Consider the following 22,307-nt stretch of genomic DNA (forward strand, 5'->3'; position numbering starts at 1 on the left):
GGGACCGATCACAGCCTGAGAAAATCCAGCAGATCGGCTGTCAGCTGCGCCTGATGGGTCACCGTGAAACCGTGCGGCGCCCCGGGATAGATCCTGAGCTGTGCATCGGGCAGCATCTCTGCCGCAAGTCTGCCGGTTCCCTCAAACGGCACAACCTGATCGTCATCCCCATGAATGACCAGGGCGGGCACGGTGATGGCAGCCATGTCAGGCCGGAAATCGGTTTCCGCAAATGCTGTCGCACTTTCGATCTCGGCTCGCACGCTCCCCATCAGCCCAAGCTGCAGAAACTGCGCCAGCGCGCCATCAGATACGGCCTGACCGTGGTTCCTGCCGAAAAACACCGGGGCGAAATCCACCAGCACCTGCGCCCGGTCTGCCAGAAGCGCCGCCCGTAGCCCGTCGAAGAACGCCTTGTCCGGTCCGAAAGGATGATCCGCCCTCTGCATGAAAACCGGCGTGACCGCCCCGAGCAAGGCGAGGCTTCGCACCCGCGTCGTTCCATGGCGCGCCACATAGCGGCTGATATCGCCACCCCCCATCGAAAATCCGACCAGCGTGATATCGCTCAGATCGAGATGGGCGATCAGTTCGGCGATATCATCGGCAAACCGGTCATATATGTACCCTCCCCAGGGCTGGGACGACCGACCGAACCCCCGACGATCGAAAGCGATCACCCGGTATCCGGCCTCGGCCAGAGCGATCATCTGCTCGTCCCACATATCGGCACTGAGCGGCCAGCCATGGCTCAAGAGTACAGGGCGTCCCTTGCCCCAATCCTTGTAATATATCTCGACGTGATCTGACGTGGTGAAGACGGACATCTGAATAACTCCTGTTCTTTGATGGCAGGGAGAAATTAAGCAAAATCAGCGGAGGATGCGCCTGACCGGAACGGCGTAGCGCCCCGCACCGGCGGCGGCCAAAGCCAGCAATCCACCGGCAATCGACAGATTTTTGTAGAAATGGATCGTCATGTCGTATCGCACCGCGCCCGGTGCATAGGTCCAGAAATGATGCCCGATCAGCCCTGTCACGACCGTATATCCAGCCAGCAGAAGCGCCACTGGCGCCGTCATGACACCAAGCACCAGGGCCAGCCCCGCACCAAGTTCGATGATCGTGGCAGCCAGAGCCGACAGTGTCGGGAAAGGGGTGCCTGACTGGACCATATAAGCGACGGCTCCGGCAAAATCGGAAACCTTGCCCCAGCCCATGACGAGAAACAGAAGTGAGAGGCCAAAGCGTGCGCCGAACAAGGCCGCATCGCGCAGGAAAAAAGCATTCATGGTGAGGTTCCTTCAGCGTGGTGCGGCACCGAAGTGGCTCGCCGCTGAAAGACCATTACGGTTCTTTATCGTTCATAAAAACAGAAATGAGAGAAAGGTATTCTTTCCTTTTTATAGGCAATGGAGCGCGAAGTCTCGCGTGCGAGCGTTTCTAAGACAAGCCTTCCTTTATGGGGCTTTGCCCCATTCCCCACCAAAGGACGGTCGTCCTTTGGAAACCTATTTTATAGAAGCGGGATGAAAGGGGCTTGCTCCTTTCCGGGGGGCGGGGCAGCGCCCCGCATTCCTCTCAGAGCAAACGGGCGAGTTTCAGGAACACCCAGGTCAGGATCATGGCGATAAAGCACACTGCACCGGCTTCGAGCGTGCCATAGGCGCCACTCGCCAGATACATCCCGCCCGTGTTCATGCCGAAAAACCCGGTCACCAGAGTAGCCGGGAACATGAGAATGGTGGCAGCCGTCAGGATATAGAGGCGTCGGTTGGTTTCTTCGGCCTGGGAGGAGCCGAGCTCGTCCTGGAGAGAGCGAGCACGATCCAGTAGGGCGATCATGTCATCGAGTGCGGCATGAACCTGGCGTTCGGTTCGGTCGCGCAATTCGTCCTCAGCCCATTCTGGCAGTTCCAGATCCTCGTCGCGCAAGACACGGTCGATGGGGGTAACCACGCGACGTAACTCGGTCGCACGGCGTCGGCCCTTACCCACGATACCGCCGAGATGCCCTAGATCGGTACGTCGCTCGATCAGCAGGAGTGCGTCTTCCGCACGGTCGAGCTCGTCATCGAGCTTGCCGATCTGGCGGCGCACACTGCCGGTGAATTCGCGCAGGGCGCGATCGATCACTCCGGCGGGGCTACGGGGGATGGACTCAGCGCGCAGCGTACGAAACGCGGCACCCAGGACAGGGATGGGGTTGCGGCGCGTCGTGATGAGCAGATCGGGCCGCATGGCGAACCGCCAGGCGCAGATATCGCGATCCTCTTCCGACACGGCATCGTCAAAAGCAGGAAGCGCCCCCCAGACCAGACCCGGCAGGGCCTCCAGCATGACGCCATATTCCGTTTCGGCCAACATGGCGCTGACGTCTTCAGGCAGGCAGGGCAGGGTGGCGACGTGCTGCCTCGCCGAGCTATGCACGGTGTCGAAATGCAGCCAGGCCCAGCTTTCCGAGGGTTTGGGATAGTTCGAGGGCGGCGTGCGATCATTGAGCAGGCTCTCGATCTCATGCGGTTCGAGCGGCGAGGGGTCCTCACCCGGCCGCGCCCGGATGGCCCAGACCAACCCATTGGCAATGCCGTGGGGCAGGGCACCGGATGGCTTCATATCCTGACCGGCAACGACGGAGAACGGCATCTGTGAGCGTGTATTGGACATGCCATCCTCCATCCTGAGGAAATCTCTGTTCTGAGCGAACGCTGCTCGCTGTCTCGCATGGGCGGCGAGCCCAGGCAACCGCTTTCCAAGCTTAATGTAGCGGCAAGGAAACCGGAACGCCGCCGGTTTGTTACCAGTTCATCAAGATGTCCCGCAAAACGAAAAACCAAGCCTGACATCATTACCCCGTTTTCCGACAGGAGCCTGTCATGAAACACGCATTCAAAGCCGTCCTGACCGCATCCGCCCTGCTTGTCGCACCCACTCTCGTATCGGACCCTGCTTTCGCGCAGGCTACAACGGCGACAGACAGCGAACAGGCCCCTACGGCTCAAAAGGCTGAAACTCTCAAGAACCAGTCGACCCAGATTCACAACCCGACCGAGCAGAACAAGACGTTCAAGAATCAGGCGAGTGAACAGCCCGATCCCAAGACGCCGAGCACGCCCGGTGGAACGGTGGCGCCGACGGGAGAAACTTCGGACAAGATGCCCATCTCCTCGCCGCAACATGAGAAAGCAGCCAAGCACAAGCACAGCATGAAGGGCATGAAGATGTCCGACAAATCGGCCCAGCAGTAACCGGTCTCTCCTCAAGGCCCAGATCCTGAGGGTATGAAAAGGCGTCCACCCCAACCCGGGTCGGGCGCCTTTTTCATGCGCGCTGGCCCAAAGCCGGAACTCGCTCTATACAAATGCCCCTCACCAGAGAAACAAGGGTTTCAGAATGACCGATTACAAGGTGCGCGACATCGCCCTGGCCGAATGGGGCCGCAAGGAAATCTCCATTGCCGAGGGCGAAATGCCCGGCCTGATGGCGCTCCGCGAGGAATACGGCGCCAGCCAGCCGCTCAAGGGCGCGCGCATTGCGGGCTGTCTGCACATGACCATCCAGACCGCCGTGCTGATCGAGACGCTGACGGCTCTGGGCGCGACCGTGCGCTGGTCGTCCTGCAACATCTTCTCGACCCAGGACCAGGCCGCTGCCGCCATCGCCGCGACCGGCGTGCCGGTTTTCGCCTGGAAGGGCCTGAGCGAGGAAGAATTCTGGTGGTGCATCGAGCAGACCATCAAGGGTCCCGATGGCTGGACGCCGAACATGATCCTCGATGACGGCGGCGACCTGACCGTGCTCATGCACGACAAGTATCCCGAGATGCTGAACGACGTGCGCGGCCTGTCCGAAGAGACGACCACGGGCGTGCATCGTCTGTGGGAAATGGCGAAGAAGGGCACGCTGAAGGTTCCGGCCATCAACGTGAATGACAGCGTCACCAAGTCGAAATTCGACAATCTTTATGGCTGCCGCGAGAGCCTGGTGGACGCCATCCGCCGTGGCACCGACGTCATGATGGCCGGCAAGGTTGCCGTGGTTGCCGGCTATGGCGACGTGGGCAAGGGCTCGGCCGCCTCGCTGCGCAATGCAGGCTGCCGCGTGCTCGTGACCGAAGTCGATCCGATCTGCGCCCTCCAGGCCGCGATGGAAGGTTATGAGGTCGTGACGATGGAAGCCGCCGCTTCGCGCGGCGATATCTTCGTGACCTGCACGGGCAATGTCGACATCATCACCGTCGAGCATATGCGCGAGATGAAGCACCGCGCCATCGTGTGCAATATCGGGCATTTCGACAGCGAAATCCAGGTCGAGGCCCTGCGTAACTACAAGTGGGACAACGTCAAGCCGCAGGTGGACGAGATCGAGTTCCCCGACGGCAAGCGCATCATCCTGCTGTCTGAAGGCCGCCTCGTGAACCTCGGCAACGCGACGGGTCACCCCTCGTTCGTGATGTCGGCGTCCTTCACCAACCAGACCCTGGCACAGATCGAACTCTGGACGGCTAAGCCGGGCCAGTATGAGACCAAGGTTTACACTCTGCCGAAGAAGCTGGACGAGAAAGTTGCTGCGCTGCATCTCGCCAAGGTCGGCGCCGAGCTAAGCAAGATGAGCACAAAGCAGGCCGATTATATCGGTGTGCCGGTTGCCGGTCCGTTCAAGCACGAAGAATACCGCTACTAAGTCTCGAGGGGCGCAGGGCACTGTCCTGCGAACCGCCAGAGGGCCATTGCCCTCTGGAAACCCTCTTGCAGGGATGAGAGGGGCTCGCCCCTTTCCGGGGAGCGGGGCAGAGCCCCGCCTCTTCCACAAGGGAGACGCGCATGGCCCGAGATCGCTCCGCCGCCAGACCCGCGCGATCGAGACAATCGACATCCCGACGCGCTGCGTTCCGCCTCTGGGCTGTGCCAACGCTTGTCATTGCTGGTCTGTTTGCAGGCGCTATCGGGTTGCAGACGCTTCTTGCCCATCGACACAAGACACCGATTGGCGGCCCCTACACCCTGATCGACAGCGCAAACCACCCGACCACCCAGGCGCGTTTCGCAGGGCGACAGACGCTCATCTATTTCGGCTACACCCATTGTCTGGATGTCTGCCCGCTGACGCTCGCAACGGTAGCGCAGGCCTATACTCTGCTTCCCTCCGAGAGGCAGCGCCCCGTCCCGCTTTTCGTCACGCTCGACCCGGAGCGGGATCGCCCTGAGGATATCGGTCTCTATACGCGACGCTTCTCCCCCGAAATCATCGGCCTGACCGGTACGGCCGCACAGATCGACGCCGTAGCCAAGGCATTTCACGTGACGTCCCACGTCACCATCGACCCAATGGCGGGCCATGATATGAGCGATGAGGGGAAGGGCGATTACCGGATCGACCATTCCTCAGTGCTCTACCTGATGGACGGCCAGAACCACCTTCAGGCCATTCTTCCGGCCGATTCCAGCCCCGCCGCCGTGGCGCGCGCGCTCACGCCCTATCTAGCGAAGCGCTGAAAACCGCCCGCTGAGAAACCGGTTCGCCAGCGCGAGGAGCAGAAGCGACACCCCGAGCTCCGGCAAAAGCACGCCCATGAGCCCCATGACGGCCAGCGCGCCCCAGCCAATACGGCGTGGCGAGGCGCGGGGGGCATCGAGATGTCCGGGCCGACGGCGCCTGAACCACAGGATGAGCGCCGCTATCGAGGTGAGGGTCAATAAGAGCGCGACAATCAGGTTCATAAGGAGGTTCAGAACCCCGAACAGATGCCCTTCATGAAGGGCGACACCATAGCCGATCAACCGGTCGGACAGACCCTTATCGGCAAAACGGGTGATGTGGGTGACCTGTCCCTGCGCTGTCACGCTGGCCTCGATCCGCTTCGGACGGTTCTGGGCATCGGAGCGTATGCGCCATGGTGCACCGGCCGTGGCGGGCGGCGTGATAAGCGTAGGCGCGGGGAAAGCAAGCTGGCGCGCTGCTTCGTAGACGGCGTCCAGCCCCTCGGCGGGGATCGCTGGTTGAGGCATTGTCGCTTGAGGCTTGGAGTCCATGGCCATGCCAGCCATCTCGGAGTCTGACATGCCGGGCATGGTGGCATGGCCCGAAAGCGTTGCGGCGATGGGAACAGCCCCGATTTCCCAGTCCTGTACGGATACCAGCCTGCCTATGCGGCTCTCGACGGCCGAAAAAGCCGAGCCCCAGACGAAGGACCAAGGCAGACCCGACACCAGAAACAGCACGAGTACGAACGAGATCCATAATCCTCCAACAGCATGAAGATCGCGCCAGAACACGCGACCTTGTGCGCTGAGCCTTGGAAGAACTGTGCCGCCAATACAAGCACGTCGCGGCCACCAGAGAAGGACCCCGGTCACGATCAGCACTAGGGTCCACGAGGCCACCATTTCCATGATCACAGAGCCCCAGTTGCCGATCAGCAATTGCCCGTGCAGCCGGAACACCAGCCGTTCGAACCGTGTCTGCTCGTCGCGTTGGGCCAGAACCCTGAGCGAGACGGGGTCGATATAGACACGCGCCACATCTGGCCCATGCGCCACCAGAACACGCGTGGCCTGGCTCTTCCGGGAGGGCATTTCCAGCGCAAGAAAATGCCCCCCGGGTACAGCGGCAAGCGCTGCATCGCGCCGGGCGCTCGCACTGCGTAGCGTCCCCTCAGCAACAGCGCGATCGATGTCGCGGTCAAGCCATGTCTCGATCTGGGGCTTGAACAGATAGAGTGAGCCAGTCACGCAAAGCATGATGACAAAAGGCAGGCAGAAGAGCCCGGCAAAGAAATGCCAGCGCCAGAGCATGGCCCGATCGGGCCAGACCGGACGGGAGAAGGCAGAACGAGGGGAGCGGGAATTCTGTGTCATGGCCATCCCTCAGAACTTCACCCGCACGCCGCCGAAAAAGGCGCGTGGGCTGCCTGCGTAGATCGAACCCGTCTTTGCGGCCAATACTGAGGCGCCTGCCTGCTGACCATTGGCCAGAAGGGTGTCGCTGATAGTTGTCGCCCCTGCGGCATAGACGCTGTCGGCGACATTCTGCACCTCGACATAGCCGTGCAGACGATGCACCCAACCCAGCCTTGCGGGCGGGTCGTAATGTATCTCCAGATTGAGCAGACCGTATCCGGGGATCTTGAGCAGATTGGCATTGTCGATGGAGAAGGTGCTGCGCCATGTTACCTCCGCAAATCCGCCCAGTCCCTCGAATAGTCCTGAGGGTTGGTCATAGAGCACGCGCGCATTCAGAAAATGCGGCATGACCCCGGGGATCAGATTGCCCTTGCGCGAGAAGCTGCGAGACATCGTGCTGTTCGACAGGATCTCGGTGTACTTCGTGTAGATCTGGTTGTCATAGGTGTAGGACAGACGCAGCTTCGCCCCGGGCACGGTTCGCGGGAGGGCCTGCCATGTGGCGGCGAGTTCCACGCCACGATGCTGCGAGGCGGGCGCGTTGAACGTGTAGCTGCCCGCCTGGGTATTGACCCCAGCCGACTGGCTGACCAGCTCGTTTCTGTAGAATTCGTAAAATCCGGTGGCCTGCACATTGACTGACGCCGAAGGGTGCCATTCTGTTCCAAGATCCACACCAAGACTGCTCTGGCTCTTGAGTTGGGTGTTGTTGCCGTAATTGCCCTGCGGCGTGACGAAGAAGCTGGAATAGCCCGGCGTGGCATAGGCCGTGCCCAGCCGCGCATGCCAGGTCCAGGCCTTGTCAGGCGTGAAGACGATAGAGGCCTCAGGGGCGAGATTGAAGAAGCGCCGATTGGCCGTGATATCCTGCGCTCGCGTGGCGACGGCGCTCCGGCTGTAGACCGTCTGAACCGCCCCGATATCGGATTGCGTGCCGCCCAGCCCGATCACCGCGTGCCATCGCGGCGCAAACTGCCAGTCTTCCTCGAAGCGCAGACCGATATTCCACTGATGGCCATAGGAGGTCGATGTCTCGCTGCCCCGTGTGGCCCCTGCCTGCGGCAACAGGGCATAAACCTGATAGCCGTAATCCATGTAGTCGAAATTGGCCCGGACGAAGCTGGTAAGGGGCGTTGCTCCGACTACGTCATGACGCGTCAGGTCGGTCTGGACGTTATAGGAGTTGAATGGCCCCACGAAGGCCGTGGTCGAGGTCGGCTGCTCGACATGGCGCTGGTCATAGGTGAACTGGGTACGCCAGACCATGCGCGGCGTGAAATCATGCTCCCAGCGCAGCCCGACAATACTGCGCCGGTCGAAGCGGCCCAGATTGGCCTGCTGGGGTGTCACGGCGGTCTGCGCGCCATAAGCGCCGTTTCGATAAAGCGACACCGTACCGCATCCGGCGGCGCCCCCGGCAGCCGTGGTGCATCCCCGCTGATAGGGGTTAAGGCGATACTGGTTGAGCGACAGCCTCAGCGGAAGAAAGGCATCGGTCACGTTATTGATGAATTTCAGAACGAGACGGTCCTTGGGCGAAAGAGACACCCGCAGGCGCATATTTTCGGTCGAGGTCGCATATTGGCTATTGGCAATGAAGCCATCGCTACGCACGTCGCTGGCAAAGAGCATGAAATCATAGGTGCGATTGCCTGCACCTAGCGTCATATAGTTATTGAACATGCCGAAACTGCCGAAATCGGAGCCGAGTTCGAGCCCATGGATGGAAGCGCCGCTGCGCGTGCGGAAATTGATCGCACCATTGATGGCGTAATTGCCGTAGAGGGTCGATGCCGGACCTTGGAAAACATCCACCCCCTCATAGGCATGAGGGTCGATCAGATCGGCACGCGCCGTGCCATCGGGCTGGGTGACGGGAAAGCCGTCTTCTGAAACCTGCAGATTGCGCAGCCCGTAGGACTGGCGCGCTCCCGACCCACGAATGGAAACAACAGTATCACGCGGGCCATTCCCCTGCAGGAAACTTGCACCCGGCACAGCGACCAGCATGTCGGCCACGCTCTGAGCAACCTGATTGGCAAAATCCTGGCGCTCGGCACTGTAAGTCGTCTGCCCCACGGGTGAGAGGGTGACAGGCCCCCGCGCCTGGCCCTTGACCAGAATGGCTTCGACGGGAGGCGCCTTGCGCTTTGGCCGCGAGGATGCCGCGTGGGGCGAAGACGGGGGGTGGGGAATACTCTGCACCGTGGGTTCGGCGGCAACAGCTTGCAGGCTGCCCAGGCTGACCAGGGCAGGGAGCGCGCGACCACAGAGCCGCGCGACACGAAGAAAGGATGTCATGAGAGATCAACCTGACGGGGAACAGGGCCATGAGCTCGCAGCCACGGTCAGGTGGTACGAGTACTCATGGAGCGAGACGGGTCAGGCGATGAGGGGAGGCCCTCGAGGGGAATGGCTGTTTCGTGCAGGCGCAGGCGGTCCCCGCACGGGCGGAAAGCACCAGAAATGTGCGAGAGTAACGAATGTCGCCCTTCCCCTCCCGAATAAGGAAGGGATCACACAAGGGTCATGCATGTCCGATGCGACTGCCAGAAGCATCGCGCCATCACTCAGAGCCGACCTGTGGTGCCGATCATCGGGTAAGGAGTTCGAGGGTGGCTCACAGAGCACGGAGAGCGCTGTGAGCACATCGAGCGGGTCGTCCGACGACGCGCCGGACAAGGGGGTGGAACCGCCGAGACGGATCATCAGGGCAAGCAGAGCCATCAGCCAGAAGGCCGCCCTTGCTCCATGAGATCGCCCAGTCATTCCCATGGGCCATTTCCATAAGCGATCTGGCGCGTTTTGCCCATGGGTGTGCGCCGTCTCTTGCCGAGTGTTCACAGACAAAACCGAGAGATAACAGGCGTGCAAACAATTGCGCCTATGAATGTCGTAAAGAATAAAACGCTCCGGATCGCCCCCCCTCTCTACAGACGCGCGTCTCTCACCGAGACATGAATAATACTCAAAGTTCCCGGAATGGCGAACAACCCAAAAATCGCAACTGCATCGAACCATGCATGATAGGGGGATTGTCTATTTCTAAATATTTCTATGAAATTGTTGCACACATTTATTATGTAAACCGAAATGTAGATACATCATATCTTGTTACTACCGTAATCACCGAATGGACATATGGATACAGATGTGAGATAGGGTCTCAAAGCGGTTGTCACAGAAGCGGGAACTTAAGGGCAATGGACAGCAAAAATCCGGGTTCAGACCCAATCATGGCCGATATCGACGCCTGGGATGAGCTCAGATCCGATGAGCCCGCTCAGGAAGAAAATTCCGCTCAGACGCCCATGAATTACCTCGCAGGACTAGATATGCTGAGCGAGAAGGATTTTGCAGATGACGGGCAGGCCATCGCTTTTTACCGCGAGAATGGCTGCACAACAGTCATGCAGGCCTTCACCCTAGCCAATATTCTGCATACGAGCTTTCGCGTGCAGGAGGCTTCACGCTTTTACCGCATCGCATTCGAGCTGCATTCCAAAAGCCCGAGCGAGTACCCTCTTGCACAGTCGCTGCTGCAGGCACGCCTCCTCTGCCTGATGAAGGCAGGCAAGGAACTGCCCTCTCATGAAGTGGCCGAGCTGCGCGCCCTTTGCGCGCCTCACGCCAATTTCATCGAGAGCGTTCATCTGGCATGGCGCGGCGGAGACCCACTGGGAGCCATGCGCCTGACGGCGAATGCCTTTGAAGAATTCCACACGGGGGAAGAGATTGACACGCTCTATCTCGGCTTTGCCCTCCAGAGCAACTTCCCCTTCATCAAGGGCTGCAGCGATCGTCGCGTAATCCCCAACCAGCTTTTCCTCTATTGGGACCAGACCCCCCCGGAGGAGATCCGCGCTAATTTCGATTTCCATCGTCAGATCTCCGGGCTCGATGTCCGCATCTTCGACAAGCCGGAAGCAGAACAATGGCTCTATGACGTCTATGGCGTCGAGGCGCGCTCGCTCTTCCTCTCGGCCCGCCATCCGGCAGAGGCAGCCGATATCCTGCGCGTTCATGTCATTCAGGCGCTTGGGGGCTGGTGGCTCGATGCCGATATCCGTCTCCGCGACGAACAGGCCATCCAGTTCATCCTCGACCGCAAGGAGCAGAATGTCCTGTTCCTGACTCATAACAACGTTGTGCATAATGACTTCTTCGGATCGGTCGCCCAGAGCCCGCTCCTCAATGAATGTCTTCTCAACATATATAGGAACTGCTTCCTGCATCCGGGGCTGTTCATTGCTTACAAGACCGGGCCAGGCGTATTCAATCGTGCCCTGAACCGCCTTATCCATCGTGATGTCTCCGGCATCGCTCCGATGGCGCCGACCAGCGTCCATGATCATCATGTATTCGGTCGTCTGATCGAGGAATTCGAAACCCCCTACAAGCATCAAACCAAGCACTGGCAGGCTGTCTGAAAAATCTCCCGGCGCAAGTCGCGCCGGGATCGTCTCAAACCGTATTCCCTGCCAATGTAATCCCCCCTCGGCGCTCTCACCACGCTCTTCTCTCCCGTTCCCCAGACGCCGGTTTCGCTCACTGGCCAGGAACGGCATCGGTCAGCACGCTCGAGCCGTCTCCCAACTGCGGGACACTTGAGTAAAAGCACCTTGTGCGTTGAGATCGAAAATGAAACGATTGACAGGAGTGTTTCTTCCTCCTGATCAATAGGGCTTCCTGCCTATGCGTTCGTTTTTTCCGTTTCTTGGCCTGGCATTATGTCTGCAGCCCGCCCTGGCGGCGCGCCCCGCTCCCAGCCAGTCCATGCCACTCTCCATGAGACCCGTTTTCGATACGCTGGTTCTGCCTGACGCCGCCAATATCTGGCGCAGTGGTTCGGGTCGCCCCGGCCCCGCCTACTGGCAGAATCGCGCTGATTACCGCATCGAGTCCCGTATCGACCCGGACAAGGCGGTACTGAGCGGCACCGAAACCATCACCTATACGAATAACAGCCCCGATGCGCTGGATGTGCTCTGGCTCCAGCTCGACCAGAACATGTACCGCAAGGATTCCCGCTCCTGGATCGCCTATCCCGACTGGCACCCGGCGAGTTCAGAGGGCTTCGTGATCGAGCGCGTGGCGCTTGAAGAGGGCGGCGGGGAGCATCCTGTCCCATTCCGCATCGACGATACACGCATGCAGGTCAGTCTGCCTTCTCCCCTCGCCGGATCGGGCCATGGTCTGAAACTGCGTGTGACCTGGCATCATCAGATTCCCGGCCTTTGGGGGGGGCGCACAGCTGTAACACCCGTAAAGGATGGCAAGATCTACGAGATTGCCCAATGGTATCCGCGTATGAGCGTCTATGACGATCTGCGCGGCTGGGACACGCTGCCGTATCTGGGCCAGGAATTCTACCTGGAATACGGCACGATCGATTACGCCGTGACCGTCCCCTGGAATTTCACGGTCGTAGGCTCAGGCGCTCTCGTCAACCCTCAGGATGTGCTGAGTGCGACAGAGCGCGCGCGCCTTGCAGAGGCCGCCAGAAGCGACAAGCGTGTTCTCATCCGAACGCCGGAAGACGTGCTGGACCCAGCCAGCCATCTGGCGCGATCGGGTGAAAAGACGTGGCGCTTTCATATGGAAAACACGCGCGATGTCGCCTTCGCGGCCTCGCCGGTTTTCGTCTGGGATGCCGCCAGGCTCGATCTGCCCGCCCTGCCCGCTGCCAAGGGCCAGAAGGCCCAGCCACGTCTGGCCATGTCGGTCTACCCGCGTGAGGGTGCGGGCCCGCAGGCCTGGGACCGCTCCACCGAGTATGTGAAGCACGCCATCGAGTATTTCTCGTCGCAATGGTACCCTTATCCTTGGCCGAACGCCGTCAATCTCGGCGGCCATGGGGCGGGCATGGAATACCCTGGCATCGTCTTCGACGGATGGCAGGACAAGAACGATATGCTGTTCTGGATCACCACCCATGAACTCGGCCATGGCTGGTTCCCCATGATCGTGGGGAGCAATGAGCGTCGTCACGCCTTCATGGATGAGGGGTTCAATACCTTCATCGATGCGTATGCCTCGCAGCATTTCAACCACGGGGAATATGCCCCCAAGAAGGACGCCGAATTCGCCCCCGAGACCGGAGACCCGGCAAAGGATATCGTGCCAGTGCTTACCGCCTCCGATGCACCGAGCCTGATGATGCCCTCCGAACTCGTGCCCGAAAAATATCGTCACAAAGTGACCTATTTCAAAGGCGCTTACGGGCTCATGCTTCTGCGTGAGAAAATTCTCGGGCCTGATCGCTTCGACGCTGCCTTTCGCGCCTATATCCGCGCCTGGGCCTTCAAGCATCCCACCCCGTCGGATTTCTTCCGCTTCATGTCCAGCGAGGCGGGAGAGGATCTGACATGGTTCTGGCGCGGCTGGTATTTCGAGAACTGGTGGCCCCAGTACCGTCTGGACGGCATGACCCGCATCACCGCAAAGCCGGAAACGGGCCATATGAAGACGAGTCAAACCACACCCGGCCAGTCTGCGACTGACGCCGGCAATACCATCGCCATCGGCGTACGCAATGAGGGCAAGCTGCTTCTGCCAGTCGTACTGCGCGTGACATGGCAGGACGGCACAATGGCCGAGCGCATCATCCCGACCGAAGCCTGGGCGCTTCATGACCGTTTGAGCCTGAGCTTCCCCGATCATGGGGCAGTCAAATCTGTCGCGCTCGACCCAGATCAGGGCCTGCCTGTTCCTGATCGCAGCGCATTGACGCTGACACCGGCAGAACCCGCCCGTCCCTGACGGGCAAAGGCTTCATGCCTCGTGAGCGGGCGCCGACCTGTCCAGAGTAGAAACGCCTAGCGCGCCATCCCCTCGCTCGTCTCGCCCCACAGGCTGGTCGATGCGAGGGCCGGGACCTCGGTACGCTCGGCCGTGTCAAACCCGAAAAAGCTTTGTGCCTCGGCCCAGATGGGCGACGGCTGGGTCGCATGGCTTTGGGCAAGAAGGCGAGCGAGATCGGCAGCGCCGGTCGACAGATATCTGATCATGTGGTCTGACCCCTCACGATGGCGCCCTCTGCCACCAAGGAGGGGCAGGACCGGGCACCTGAAAACAGCGATCCGGGATCCGACTGGCCCCCCGGAGAGACGCGTCAGCCTACGGGATAAGCCCCGCACGATGACGACAGGGTCAGCCTATATGATAGTGAGAGTCGTTCTCAACAACTATTTTCATGGCGATAGGGCGAGAGTTCTGCCAGCGCGTCCTTCTCTTCAAGAATGGCCGTGCGCTCATGGACGAGATAGGGCTCCACTGCTCTTGCAAGGGCAGGATCACGGATGAAATGCGCCGAATAGGTCAGGCTCGGCAGATAACCGCGCTGAATCTTGTGCTCGCCCTGCGCCCCAGCCTCCACACGCGACAGCCCTTGGGCGATGGCAAATTCTATAGCCTGGTAATAGCAAAGCTCGAAATGCAGGAAGGGCCAGTCCCCCTCGCAGCCCCAGTTGCGGCCATAGAGCGTTTCGCGCCCCATCAGATTGAGAGCCGCCGCGACAGGTGCGCCCTCATGGAGCGCCTGCATCAGCACTACGCGATCGCCCAGCCTCGTCGAAAGCCCGGTGAAAAAGGCGCGTGTCAGATAGGCCTGCCCCCATTTCCGGTCGATCGTCGCCTGATAGAAACCATAGAAGCGGTCCCAATCATACGTGCTGATTTCGGCACCGCGCAGCACCCTGAATTCCAGACCGCACGCCTGCGCGTCACGCCTTTCCCGACGTATGGCCTTGCGCTTGCGTGACGCCAGCGTGTCGAGAAACTGCTCGAAATCCGCGTAGCCCTGATTATGCCAGTGATATTGCAGCCCGATACGCGGCATCCAGCCATGTCCGGCGAGCACTTCCTGCTCCTCGCGGGTACAGAAACTCATATGGACGGAAGACAGGCCAAGTTCATTGCAGGCCTGGCGCAGCGCATCTCCGAAAACGCCTCTAAGCCTATCGGCATCACCCCGATCCGGATCGATCAGCAGCCGCGATCCGCTGACCGGCGAGAAAGGCACGGCAATCTGGAGCTTCGGGTAATATTGTCCGCCAGCCTGCTCATAGGCGCGCGCCCAGCTCTGGTCGAACACGTATTCGCCATAGGAGTGGCCCTTGAGGAAAAGGGGCGCCACGGCCACCAGCGCCTGACCGTCATGAAGCGCGGCATAGCGTGGCAACCAGCCTGTCCGGGCCCCGACCGAGCCACTCTCCTCGAGTGCGAGAAAGAAATCATGGCTGAGGAACGGATCGTCATCACCTGCGCAGCGATTCCAGGCAGAAGCGCCAATTTCGGTGATGGAGGCATGGAGCGTCAGGGACCAATCCGTCATGCGCAGCATGTGGTTCGTCCCTGCACCCGGATCAACCGCCTGACCCACGCGGACGGATAAAATAGCACCCAGTCGGTCGCCAGATGGCGTCCAGCGGGACACTGGAAATGCTGCGGGGCAGAACAATCGATGACACCCGGCTCGACCATACGCTCACCGGGTGCAAGAGGCGCCCTGTCAGGCGATCTCGACCAGAGCTTCGACCTCGACCGGCGCATCGAGAGGGAGGGAAGGCACACCGATGGTCGAGCGGGCATGACGACCGGCATCGCCGAAGATTGCAACAGCCAGATCGGAAGCCCCATTCATCACGGTGGCGTGCTGCGTGAAATCGGGCACGCAGGCAATGAAGCCGCCCAGCCGGACGATGCGCTTGACCCGACCCAGATCCCCCAGCTCGGCCTGAAGCTGCGCCACTACGTTCAGGAAACACAGCTCGGCGCATTCACGCCCCAGTTCCGGCGTGACATCCTCACCCAGCTTGCCCGTGGCCTTGAGCGTCCCGCCCGAGAGCGGCAACTGCCCGGAAACGACTAGAAGCGAGCCCGTACGGGCGACCGCCACATAGGTCGCCACGGGCGCAGCGGCCTTTGGCAGGAAAAGGCCAAGGGCGGCCAGACGGTCTGTCGGTGTTTCTGACATGGCAGGTTTCCTCCTTGCTGAAGGGCAATCTCCCCTCAGCTGACGAGACGCAGCTTTCCGCGCTCGCGCGGAGGGAGATCGCCGGGGATGTCCAGCGGCAGCATCGGATCCTCTTCGATCACATGAGGATCTTCCGGGGCGCTATCGGGCAATCTCTTGCCCAGATAGCTATCAGACAGCGCCCTGAAGGCATAATCAAGCAGGGACGAGGCATAAGCTGCTACCGGATCCCCCTCGACCGTACCGGCAGGTCCGAAACGGGTATGCGCAAACTGCTCCACATAGGCCGCCAGAGGCGCACCATGCTGCAAACCGATGGTCACTGCCTGGCCCACACTTTCGAGCAGCCCCCGTACCATGGCGCTCTCGCGCCCCGGCGTGAGCGAGACCTCGCCCAGCGATCCGTCTTCGTACTCGCCGGTCCTCAGATAGAGCCGATGGCCGCCAATCGAGCTGCGCTGCGTGAAACCGCCATGCCGGGCGGGAAGCGGGCGACGCACCCCACGCTCGAGCCGAGCACGGAGCGGCAGGGGAGATGCCGGATCAGGACGGGCCGGCATACGATCCACAAATCCGGTCAGGGCACGATGCATGAGGAGATGCGCATCCGGCCCAGGCTGGGGCAGGGGGTTCTCTCCCAGAACGGCAGAGGCCAGAGCTGCTTCAAGGCTCAGACCGCGATGCGCCAGTCGCGCCAGAGCGCTGGCACGCAGGGTTCCATTGGCCTGCAATGGGGAGAAGATCGGGGCGAGACCACAGGACTCGACGCCCAGCAGCGCATCCACAGGCCCAGGGAGCGAGAAACCGGTCTCCACCAACGCCCTGTTGGGCAGATCGGGAAGGGTGTCTTCCATCTCGTCGCGTATCTGCCGCCCCGTGATCTCAAGCCCGGCAATGGGGCAGGAAATCGGCGGCAAGGGCACAGGACCCGCCCCCTGACGCGCGAGAGAGGTCGCAAGCCAGCTGAGATAACAAGCCGCGTCACGTCCCGTCTCGCTGTCGTAATCCAGACCCATCTGCGCCAGGCAGCTATCGAGATTAGTCAGCAGAAGCGTACCCGCCGGGCCGCCCGAGCTCTCCTGCTCCTGCATCGCGGCAGCTGGGCCGTCGAAAAGCGGCAGCTCGCCATTGAGCATGGGACCGTTAACGGCATGGAGACGACGCAGCGCTACGCAGGCAAGCCTGACCAGAAGGACGAAAGCCTCGGCATCGAAATCGCCTTCCTGAACAAAAGCGGCCAGATTGAGCACGAACCCGGCCCGACGATCGACCTGCCCCTGCCAGAGCCCCGCCATAGGCGCGATCTGCCGCGCCAGCAGCGCGTCGGCGAGCGCCGCAGCGATGGCTGGCTTCCTGCCTCCCTGCAGGGCCTCTCCCGGCAGAGCCGGCAGCCCGCCCAGGCGATCGAGCCACCGTGCGGCCTCGGTCGACAGGCGCAGCGCACCGGTCGCGCCTGAGAGCTGCAGGAGCGCAATCGCCGCCTCGTCTTCCCAGCTTGCAGGAAGGGTTACGGCGCGCAGGGCGAGATCGTCCGGATCGGCAGCGACATGCGCAACACGCATACGCACCCCGTTCCACTGGAGAAGCGTTGTCATACCCTGAATCTAGGCATCGACTCGGCGCGCGCAAAGAGTGTTTCGGCCTGCCCGGCAGGGGATAATGGTCCGCAAAATGGGGATATGGTGGATAACATTCCGCCCCCCGTTTCAGGCGGGGGTGATGGACGCTGGCAGACGAAGCCTGTAGGACTGAAAAGGAGTATCTGTTCTGATTCATCCTGTCCGGGGCCAAAGCCTGTGAGTACCCAAACCCTATGAGTGCGCTGTCCGGCACGCGATCCCGTCGCGACATCCTCGAACTGACAACCGGTTTTCTGGTTCTTGCCGCGCTAGCGGCGCTCCTCGCGCTGGCCGTTCTGGGGCGCAGCCATGGCGGTTCCGAAGGCTACACGCTTCGTGCGGTGTTCAATCAGATCGACGGACTTTCGGTAGGTTCCGATGTGCGTCTGGCCGGTATCACGGTCGGGCATGTCACTTCCGAAAAGGTGGACCCCAAGAGCTATCGCGCCGAGGTTACCTTCACAGTCCGGGACGGGCTTTCGCTGCCGACCGACAGCGCGGCCATCGTGACTTCGGACAGTCTCCTTGGAGGCAAATATATTGCCCTGTCACCGGGCGGTGACGAGAAGAACCTGACCCCCGGTGCGGTCGTGGCACAGACCCAGGGTGCGATCAGCCTTGAGCAGCTTCTGAGCAAATTCATTTTCTCGGTCACGGACTCGCTGGACAAGAGCCGCAAGGCCGCCACCCCATGAGTGACCTGACGCGCTGGACCGATCGCAATGGCGAGCCCATCGCCTGTGTCGAAAAGCTCAAGGTGCTTCGTGAAAACGAGGCCGAGCTGCGCCAGACGCTTCAGGACATGTTCGAAGACGCCCTGCTGATGGGCGTGGCCCCAGACTCCATGCGCCATCATCTGGTAGAGATGATCGCCTCGCTGCAGGAGCTGACACCATGACACGTGCTTTCCTTGCTTCCTGCACGCTGGGCGCTCTGCTGCTCAACAGCGTGGTTTCTGCCCCGGCTTATGCGGCAGAGGCAGTCGCACCACCAGTCATGTATCCGGCCGATCTCTGGCAGGGTCGAGGCGAAGCCGTGATCCGTGTGCTCAACCGCACCGACTCCCATATTGAGACCATGACCATTCCTGTGGGTGGGCAGGGCCAGTATCGCAGCCTGCATCTGGGCGTGACACGCTGCGTGGAACGGCCCGAAACCCTGCCACGCGACGCTGCCGCGCTGATTTCCACGAGCGATGACACCGACCCCGGCGCGCATTATCAGGGCTGGATTCTGGCTGAGGAGCCCTCGCTCTCGGCCTATAAGAGTGCGCTCTACGATATCGCCATCGTCTCATGCTCGGGCGCCAAGACCGATCCGGCCCTCGCGCCTCTGCCGCAGGCCGTCGTACCCGTCCTCAGTAACGCGCCCCCCGAGGGAGCGGATAACCAGCCCGGCGATCTGAACGACCCGTCACACGCACCGCCAGCCCTGACGGGGCGCAGTGAAAGCCAGACTTTGCCGGGAAGCCTGCCCGCCGCTCCTCCGAGCATAGGAGGGGCCATGGGCGGTCCGACACGCCTTACCCCGCTGGGCGATACGTCATCTCCGTCTCGTGCCCAGGGAAGCGCGTCCCGCCAGACCCTTCCGCCCAATCCCGGTGCTGGCACAGCGGCGCGCCCTGCCACCAGCGCCCCGGCGGATACTGGCGGCCCGATGCAGCTTGCCCCCCTCTCAGGAGGCGGTTCGACCCAGGCCCTGCCTCCGCCGCAGCCATATAATCACTGACAAATCCTGCCAGAAGCATTCTGACCATATTCTGATCAGATTTGGGGCTGATAACGCGACTGTGCCTGTATTTCGGTGCAACCGCGTATCAATGAGGAAGTTATCAGCCCCATGACAACCCCCTCTCCCACGGCTTCGCTGTCATCCGGCCCTGTCGCGCCTCCTATGGAGCGCGCAGCATTCCTGCTCGATTTCGACGGGACTTTGGTCGATATTGCTCCGACACCCGCCTCCGTTAAGCTCGAACCCGGTCTGACCGACACGCTTCTGCGTCTGCGGGATTTGTGCGGCGGGGCTCTGGCAATCGTCACCGGACGCCCTATCGAGCAGATTGACCATTTTCTGCCGGGCATTCCCACAGCCGTTGCCGGCGAGCACGGCCTGACCCTGAGGCGCAGCCTAGACGGCGCTGAGGAACCGGTGACTGCTGAGCCTCTTCCGCAATCCTGGATCGATGACGCGCAGAATCTGATAGGCCGCTATCCCGACACCGCCATCGAGCACAAGAAAGCGGGTCTGGTGCTGCATTACCGTGCCAATCCCGAGGCGGAAGAACCATTCCGGCGCGCCATAGAAACCTGGCTGTCAGGCCAGGAGGCGTTCGAGATCCACCCCTCCAAAATGGCCTGGGAAATTCGTCTCGTAGGCATTCACAAGGGGAAGGCCGTTGAAGCCCTGATGGCTCAGCCTCCCTTCGCCGGTCGTGTGCCTTTTTTCGTCGGTGATGACGTGACCGACCGCGACGGCATCAGCGCTGCCAGGGCGCTTGGCGGAGTAGGCTATCTCATTCCCGATGATTTTCCCACCGCTCACGCGTTCCGTTCATGGCTCGCTCATTATGTGGAGACTGCCTGATGGGTCGCCTTGTTGTCGTTTCCAACCGTGTTCCTGCCCCCCGCGAACGCAGCCAGCCTGCCGGGGGCCTTGCTGTGGGTGTACGCGACGCCGTACGCGGGACAGAGAGCCTGTGGTTCGGCTGGTCAGGCCGTCATACCAGCCAGTCCAAGGAGCAGACGCCCAAGCTCGATACCCATGAAAGCTGCACCTACGCCACCATCGATCTGACCCGCAGCGAGTATGAGCATTTCTACGAGAAATTCTCCAATGGCCTGCTTTGGCCGCTCTGCCATTATCGTATCGGGATCATCGACTACAAGCGGATCGATTATCAGGTCTATCGCGAGGTCAACGCGCTTTTCGCCGATCAGCTCGTTCCGCTTCTGCGCGATGACGACACGATCTGGATCCACGACTATCACCTCTTCCCACTCGGTGCGAAGCTGCGCCGCCGTGGTGTGAAGGCCAAGATCGGTTTCTTCCTGCATATCCCGTTCCCGCCCTGGAGCGTCACACGTGTTCTGCCCTGCGCGCAGGAAATGCTTCGTGAGATGGCTGCCTATGACCTGATTGGCGTCCAGACCGAGGAAGATGCCCGCAACATGGATGGCTGTTTTGAGGCGAATGACCTGCCCAACCGAGCCACTCATTTCCCTATCGGGATCGATCCGGTCGAATTCGGTGAGCAGGCCGTGCGCAACGTCATGGCGGAGGAGGTTCAGCGCCTTCACGCCTCGCTGCGTGGGCGCAAACTCATTCTGGGTGTGGACCGCCTTGATTATTCCAAGGGCATTCCCGAGCGTATCCATGGCTACGAGACCTTTCTGAATCGCTATCCTGAGCACAAGGGCGAAACGGTCCTGCTCCAGATCACCCCGGTCTCGCGGGCGGGGGTTGCCAGCTATCGTGCGCTGCGGCGCGAACTCGACGAAATGGCCGGGCATATCAATGCCATGCATGGCAATTTCGACTGGTCGCCCATCCGCTATCTCACGCAATCCGTACCGCGTGAGGTCCTCGCAGGCTTTCATCGCATTGCCGATGTCGCGCTCGTCACCCCGCTGCGCGACGGCATGAATCTTGTTGCGAAGGAGTTTGTGGCGGCTCAAAGCGCCGATGATCCCGGCGCCCTGATCCTCTCCTCCCTTGCAGGCGCTGCGCCCGAAATGGAGCAGGCTCTCATGGTGAATCCCTATGACCATGAGGGAATTGCCGATGCGATCCATGCCGGTATCACAATGAGTCTTGAAGAGCGGCAAAGACGCTGGCAGGCTCTGTATCGCGATGTGACCCAGAACACCGCTGCGAACTGGGCCGATCGCTTTCTGGATATGCTCAACGAGACCGAAAGACAGGAATGATTGCGCGACTGACCGGTGGATTGATGTTTCTCGCCGGTATGGCCGCCATCGGTATCGCCTGGTGGGCGGAGCATGTACTCGGCTACGCACCTTGTGAACTCTGCCTGATCGAACGCGCACCATGGCGTTTTATCGCTTTTCTCGGCGTCCTCGCTCTGCTCATTCCCGGTACGATCGGTTTCTGGGCCACCGTGCTGGCCCTGCCCGCACTGGCGGCCTCGGTCATGCTGGCCGGGCTCCATAACGGCGTGGAACAGAAATGGTGGGAGAGCCCGCTTCCAGCCTGCCATGCTCCCGTCTTCCGGGCGGGGGCAAGCTTTCATGATCGCATGGCCAGCATGCCGCTTCGCCCCGCCAAACCCTGCGACGACCCGACCTATATCTTCAACCTGCCCGTCTCCATGACTGTGCTCGGTGGCATCGCTGCCGCCATCCTCTTCATCATCGTCAGCTACAGCGTGGTTCTTCAGGCGCGCCAGTGGCGCGCTGCGCGCTAAAAAGCCTTGCCCTCGGGATCTGAAATCCTGCCTCGAATCGTCTGTACAGGACTCTTTCCTGCACCCACGAGGGGGCGAGCCCGTTTGATGCTCGCCTCGAGTCACTCAGATTTCCGGATAACGACCCCTTCTGAATATATCGTGCAGCCTGACGACCGGGGCCTATCGCGGGAAAATGGTCGCGCCTGAAATCAGGGCAGAACGGAAGCAGGAAGAAGAATAGCGCCAACCCTCTCAGGAAATCAGAATGAAATGGGCATATTTGCCCAGATTGGTCTCTTTCGACCAATTTATGTCTTTTTTCACCCCCATAGACTACGGTCCTTATAAAGAATCATAAAAAATCGCCGTCACAACGAGTTTGGCACGACGTTTGCATGAGAGAG

At 60.9% G+C, this 22,307-nt stretch carries 20 protein-coding genes; 11 read left to right on the forward strand and 9 right to left on the reverse strand.

What is annotated here, in order from left to right:
* Positions 1-8 precede the first annotated feature (8 nt).
* The 3 genes from WFJ47_RS10265 to WFJ47_RS10275 form a co-directional block, all read right to left on the reverse strand.
* Positions 9-827 carry an alpha/beta hydrolase gene (locus WFJ47_RS10265; protein WP_336762796.1) on the reverse strand — a complete coding sequence of 273 codons (819 nt, stop codon included), beginning with the start codon at positions 825-827 and terminating at the stop codon, positions 9-11.
* 45 nt (positions 828-872) lie between these two features.
* Positions 873-1,292 (reverse strand): DoxX family protein, encoded by a 420-nt coding sequence (locus tag WFJ47_RS10270; RefSeq protein WP_336762798.1) that lies wholly within the window; start codon positions 1,290-1,292, stop codon positions 873-875.
* A gap of 289 nt (positions 1,293-1,581) precedes the next feature.
* On the reverse strand, positions 1,582-2,616 hold the full coding sequence (locus WFJ47_RS10275) for a CorA family divalent cation transporter (RefSeq protein ID WP_370264772.1): 1,035 nt from the start codon (positions 2,614-2,616) through the stop codon (positions 1,582-1,584).
* A 260-nt stretch (positions 2,617-2,876) separates the two neighbouring features.
* On the opposite strand from WFJ47_RS10275, the gene WFJ47_RS10280 reads away from it, so the two are divergent.
* The 3 genes from WFJ47_RS10280 (at position 2,877) to WFJ47_RS10290 (ending at position 5,495) form a co-directional block, all read left to right on the forward strand.
* Positions 2,877-3,248, forward strand: coding sequence for a hypothetical protein (locus WFJ47_RS10280; RefSeq protein WP_336762800.1), 372 nt, complete (start codon positions 2,877-2,879; stop codon positions 3,246-3,248).
* Positions 3,249-3,393: 145 nt separating this feature from the next.
* Positions 3,394-4,683 (forward strand): adenosylhomocysteinase, encoded by a 1,290-nt coding sequence (gene ahcY / locus WFJ47_RS10285; protein WP_127099612.1) that lies wholly within the window; start codon positions 3,394-3,396, stop codon positions 4,681-4,683.
* Positions 4,684-4,823: 140 nt separating this feature from the next.
* Positions 4,824-5,495, forward strand: a complete 672-nt coding sequence (locus WFJ47_RS10290) for an SCO family protein (RefSeq protein ID WP_336762802.1) — start codon at positions 4,824-4,826, stop codon at positions 5,493-5,495.
* Here WFJ47_RS10290 and WFJ47_RS10295 read toward each other — a convergent pair.
* Together WFJ47_RS10295 and WFJ47_RS10300 are read right to left on the reverse strand one after the other, a co-directional pair.
* Complete coding sequence (locus WFJ47_RS10295; protein ID WP_336762804.1) at positions 5,481-6,857, reverse strand: PepSY domain-containing protein; 1,377 nt, start codon at positions 6,855-6,857, stop codon at positions 5,481-5,483. The two genes, WFJ47_RS10290 and WFJ47_RS10295, sit on opposite strands and share 15 nt — an antisense overlap.
* 9 nt (positions 6,858-6,866) lie before the next feature.
* Positions 6,867-9,203 (reverse strand): TonB-dependent receptor domain-containing protein, encoded by a 2,337-nt coding sequence (locus WFJ47_RS10300; RefSeq protein ID WP_336762806.1) that lies wholly within the window; start codon positions 9,201-9,203, stop codon positions 6,867-6,869.
* Positions 9,204-10,105: 902 nt separating this feature from the next.
* Between WFJ47_RS10300 and WFJ47_RS10305 the strand changes: the two genes are divergently transcribed.
* Complete coding sequence (locus WFJ47_RS10305; RefSeq protein ID WP_336762808.1) at positions 10,106-11,332, forward strand: hypothetical protein; 1,227 nt, start codon at positions 10,106-10,108, stop codon at positions 11,330-11,332.
* Between the two features lie 265 nt (positions 11,333-11,597).
* Entirely contained in the window at positions 11,598-13,664 is a 2,067-nt protein-coding gene (locus tag WFJ47_RS10310) for a M1 family metallopeptidase (RefSeq protein WP_408868648.1), read from the forward strand.
* A 56-nt stretch (positions 13,665-13,720) separates the two neighbouring features.
* On the opposite strand, the gene WFJ47_RS10315 is transcribed toward WFJ47_RS10310, so the two are convergent.
* The 4 genes from WFJ47_RS10315 to WFJ47_RS10330 all read right to left on the reverse strand — a co-directional run bounded on the left by WFJ47_RS10315 (position 13,721) and on the right by WFJ47_RS10330 (position 17,474).
* Positions 13,721-13,912, reverse strand: a complete 192-nt coding sequence (locus WFJ47_RS10315; protein WP_336762810.1) for a hypothetical protein — start codon at positions 13,910-13,912, stop codon at positions 13,721-13,723.
* 170 nt (positions 13,913-14,082) lie between these two features.
* Positions 14,083-15,237, reverse strand: coding sequence for a GNAT family N-acetyltransferase (locus WFJ47_RS10320; RefSeq protein WP_336762911.1), 1,155 nt, complete (start codon positions 15,235-15,237; stop codon positions 14,083-14,085).
* Between the two features lie 177 nt (positions 15,238-15,414).
* Positions 15,415-15,879: a RidA family protein gene (locus WFJ47_RS10325; RefSeq protein ID WP_127099626.1), complete on the reverse strand. Its 465-nt coding sequence runs from the start codon at positions 15,877-15,879 to the stop codon at positions 15,415-15,417.
* A 35-nt stretch (positions 15,880-15,914) separates the two neighbouring features.
* On the reverse strand, positions 15,915-17,474 hold the full coding sequence (locus tag WFJ47_RS10330; protein WP_336762812.1) for a vitamin B12-dependent ribonucleotide reductase: 1,560 nt from the start codon (positions 17,472-17,474) through the stop codon (positions 15,915-15,917).
* A gap of 218 nt (positions 17,475-17,692) precedes the next feature.
* Between WFJ47_RS10330 and mlaD the strand changes: the two genes are divergently transcribed.
* The 6 genes from mlaD (at position 17,693) to WFJ47_RS10360 (ending at position 21,921) form a co-directional block, all read left to right on the forward strand.
* Positions 17,693-18,193, forward strand: a complete 501-nt coding sequence (gene mlaD, locus WFJ47_RS10335; RefSeq protein WP_336762814.1) for an outer membrane lipid asymmetry maintenance protein MlaD — start codon at positions 17,693-17,695, stop codon at positions 18,191-18,193.
* On the forward strand, positions 18,190-18,396 hold the full coding sequence (locus tag WFJ47_RS10340) for a hypothetical protein (RefSeq protein WP_127099632.1): 207 nt from the start codon (positions 18,190-18,192) through the stop codon (positions 18,394-18,396). The genes mlaD and WFJ47_RS10340 overlap by 4 nt, the downstream gene beginning before the upstream one ends.
* Positions 18,393-19,226: a DUF2155 domain-containing protein gene (locus WFJ47_RS10345; protein WP_336762817.1), complete on the forward strand. Its 834-nt coding sequence runs from the start codon at positions 18,393-18,395 to the stop codon at positions 19,224-19,226. Before WFJ47_RS10340 ends, WFJ47_RS10345 begins: the two co-directional genes overlap by 4 nt.
* 111 nt (positions 19,227-19,337) lie before the next feature.
* The gene (otsB, locus tag WFJ47_RS10350; RefSeq protein WP_336762819.1) at positions 19,338-20,081 is read left to right on the forward strand and encodes a trehalose-phosphatase; all 744 of its coding nucleotides are present in this window, start codon (positions 19,338-19,340) and stop codon (positions 20,079-20,081) included.
* Positions 20,081-21,424, forward strand: a complete 1,344-nt coding sequence (locus WFJ47_RS10355; protein ID WP_336762821.1) for a trehalose-6-phosphate synthase — start codon at positions 20,081-20,083, stop codon at positions 21,422-21,424. Before otsB ends, WFJ47_RS10355 begins: the two co-directional genes overlap by 1 nt.
* Positions 21,421-21,921, forward strand: coding sequence for a disulfide bond formation protein B (locus WFJ47_RS10360; RefSeq protein ID WP_127099640.1), 501 nt, complete (start codon positions 21,421-21,423; stop codon positions 21,919-21,921). Before WFJ47_RS10355 ends, WFJ47_RS10360 begins: the two co-directional genes overlap by 4 nt.
* Positions 21,922-22,307 lie beyond the last annotated feature (386 nt).

The organism is Asaia sp. VD9 (genome assembly GCF_037150015.1).
In the GTDB taxonomy this organism is placed as follows: Bacteria; Pseudomonadota; Alphaproteobacteria; order Acetobacterales; family Acetobacteraceae; genus Asaia.

Excerpts from the sequence above, each read along its gene's own strand:
- WFJ47_RS10265 (WP_336762796.1), bottom strand. The coding sequence starts at position 827 with ATGTCCGTCTTCACCACGTCAGATCACGTCGAGATATATTACAAGGAT.
- WFJ47_RS10330 (WP_336762812.1), bottom strand. The coding sequence starts at position 17,474 with ATGACAACGCTTCTCCAGTGGAACGGGGTGCGTATGCGTGTTGCGCAT.
- WFJ47_RS10305 (WP_336762808.1), top strand. The coding sequence starts at position 10,106 with ATGGACAGCAAAAATCCGGGTTCAGACCCAATCATGGCCGATATCGAC.
- ahcY (WP_127099612.1), top strand. The coding sequence starts at position 3,394 with ATGACCGATTACAAGGTGCGCGACATCGCCCTGGCCGAATGGGGCCGC.
- WFJ47_RS10280 (WP_336762800.1), top strand. The coding sequence starts at position 2,877 with ATGAAACACGCATTCAAAGCCGTCCTGACCGCATCCGCCCTGCTTGTC.
- WFJ47_RS10270 (WP_336762798.1), bottom strand. The coding sequence starts at position 1,292 with ATGAATGCTTTTTTCCTGCGCGATGCGGCCTTGTTCGGCGCACGCTTT.
- WFJ47_RS10290 (WP_336762802.1), top strand. The coding sequence starts at position 4,824 with ATGGCCCGAGATCGCTCCGCCGCCAGACCCGCGCGATCGAGACAATCG.
- WFJ47_RS10360 (WP_127099640.1), top strand. The coding sequence starts at position 21,421 with ATGATTGCGCGACTGACCGGTGGATTGATGTTTCTCGCCGGTATGGCC.
- mlaD (WP_336762814.1), top strand. The coding sequence starts at position 17,693 with ATGAGTGCGCTGTCCGGCACGCGATCCCGTCGCGACATCCTCGAACTG.
- WFJ47_RS10345 (WP_336762817.1), top strand. The coding sequence starts at position 18,393 with ATGACACGTGCTTTCCTTGCTTCCTGCACGCTGGGCGCTCTGCTGCTC.
- WFJ47_RS10340 (WP_127099632.1), top strand. The coding sequence starts at position 18,190 with ATGAGTGACCTGACGCGCTGGACCGATCGCAATGGCGAGCCCATCGCC.
- otsB (WP_336762819.1), top strand. The coding sequence starts at position 19,338 with ATGACAACCCCCTCTCCCACGGCTTCGCTGTCATCCGGCCCTGTCGCG.
- WFJ47_RS10300 (WP_336762806.1), bottom strand. The coding sequence starts at position 9,203 with ATGACATCCTTTCTTCGTGTCGCGCGGCTCTGTGGTCGCGCGCTCCCT.
- WFJ47_RS10275 (WP_370264772.1), bottom strand. The coding sequence starts at position 2,616 with ATGAAGCCATCCGGTGCCCTGCCCCACGGCATTGCCAATGGGTTGGTC.
- WFJ47_RS10310 (WP_408868648.1), top strand. The coding sequence starts at position 11,598 with ATGCGTTCGTTTTTTCCGTTTCTTGGCCTGGCATTATGTCTGCAGCCC.
- WFJ47_RS10315 (WP_336762810.1), bottom strand. The coding sequence starts at position 13,912 with ATGATCAGATATCTGTCGACCGGCGCTGCCGATCTCGCTCGCCTTCTT.
- WFJ47_RS10320 (WP_336762911.1), bottom strand. The coding sequence starts at position 15,237 with ATGACGGATTGGTCCCTGACGCTCCATGCCTCCATCACCGAAATTGGC.
- WFJ47_RS10325 (WP_127099626.1), bottom strand. The coding sequence starts at position 15,879 with ATGTCAGAAACACCGACAGACCGTCTGGCCGCCCTTGGCCTTTTCCTG.
- WFJ47_RS10355 (WP_336762821.1), top strand. The coding sequence starts at position 20,081 with ATGGGTCGCCTTGTTGTCGTTTCCAACCGTGTTCCTGCCCCCCGCGAA.
- WFJ47_RS10295 (WP_336762804.1), bottom strand. The coding sequence starts at position 6,857 with ATGACACAGAATTCCCGCTCCCCTCGTTCTGCCTTCTCCCGTCCGGTC.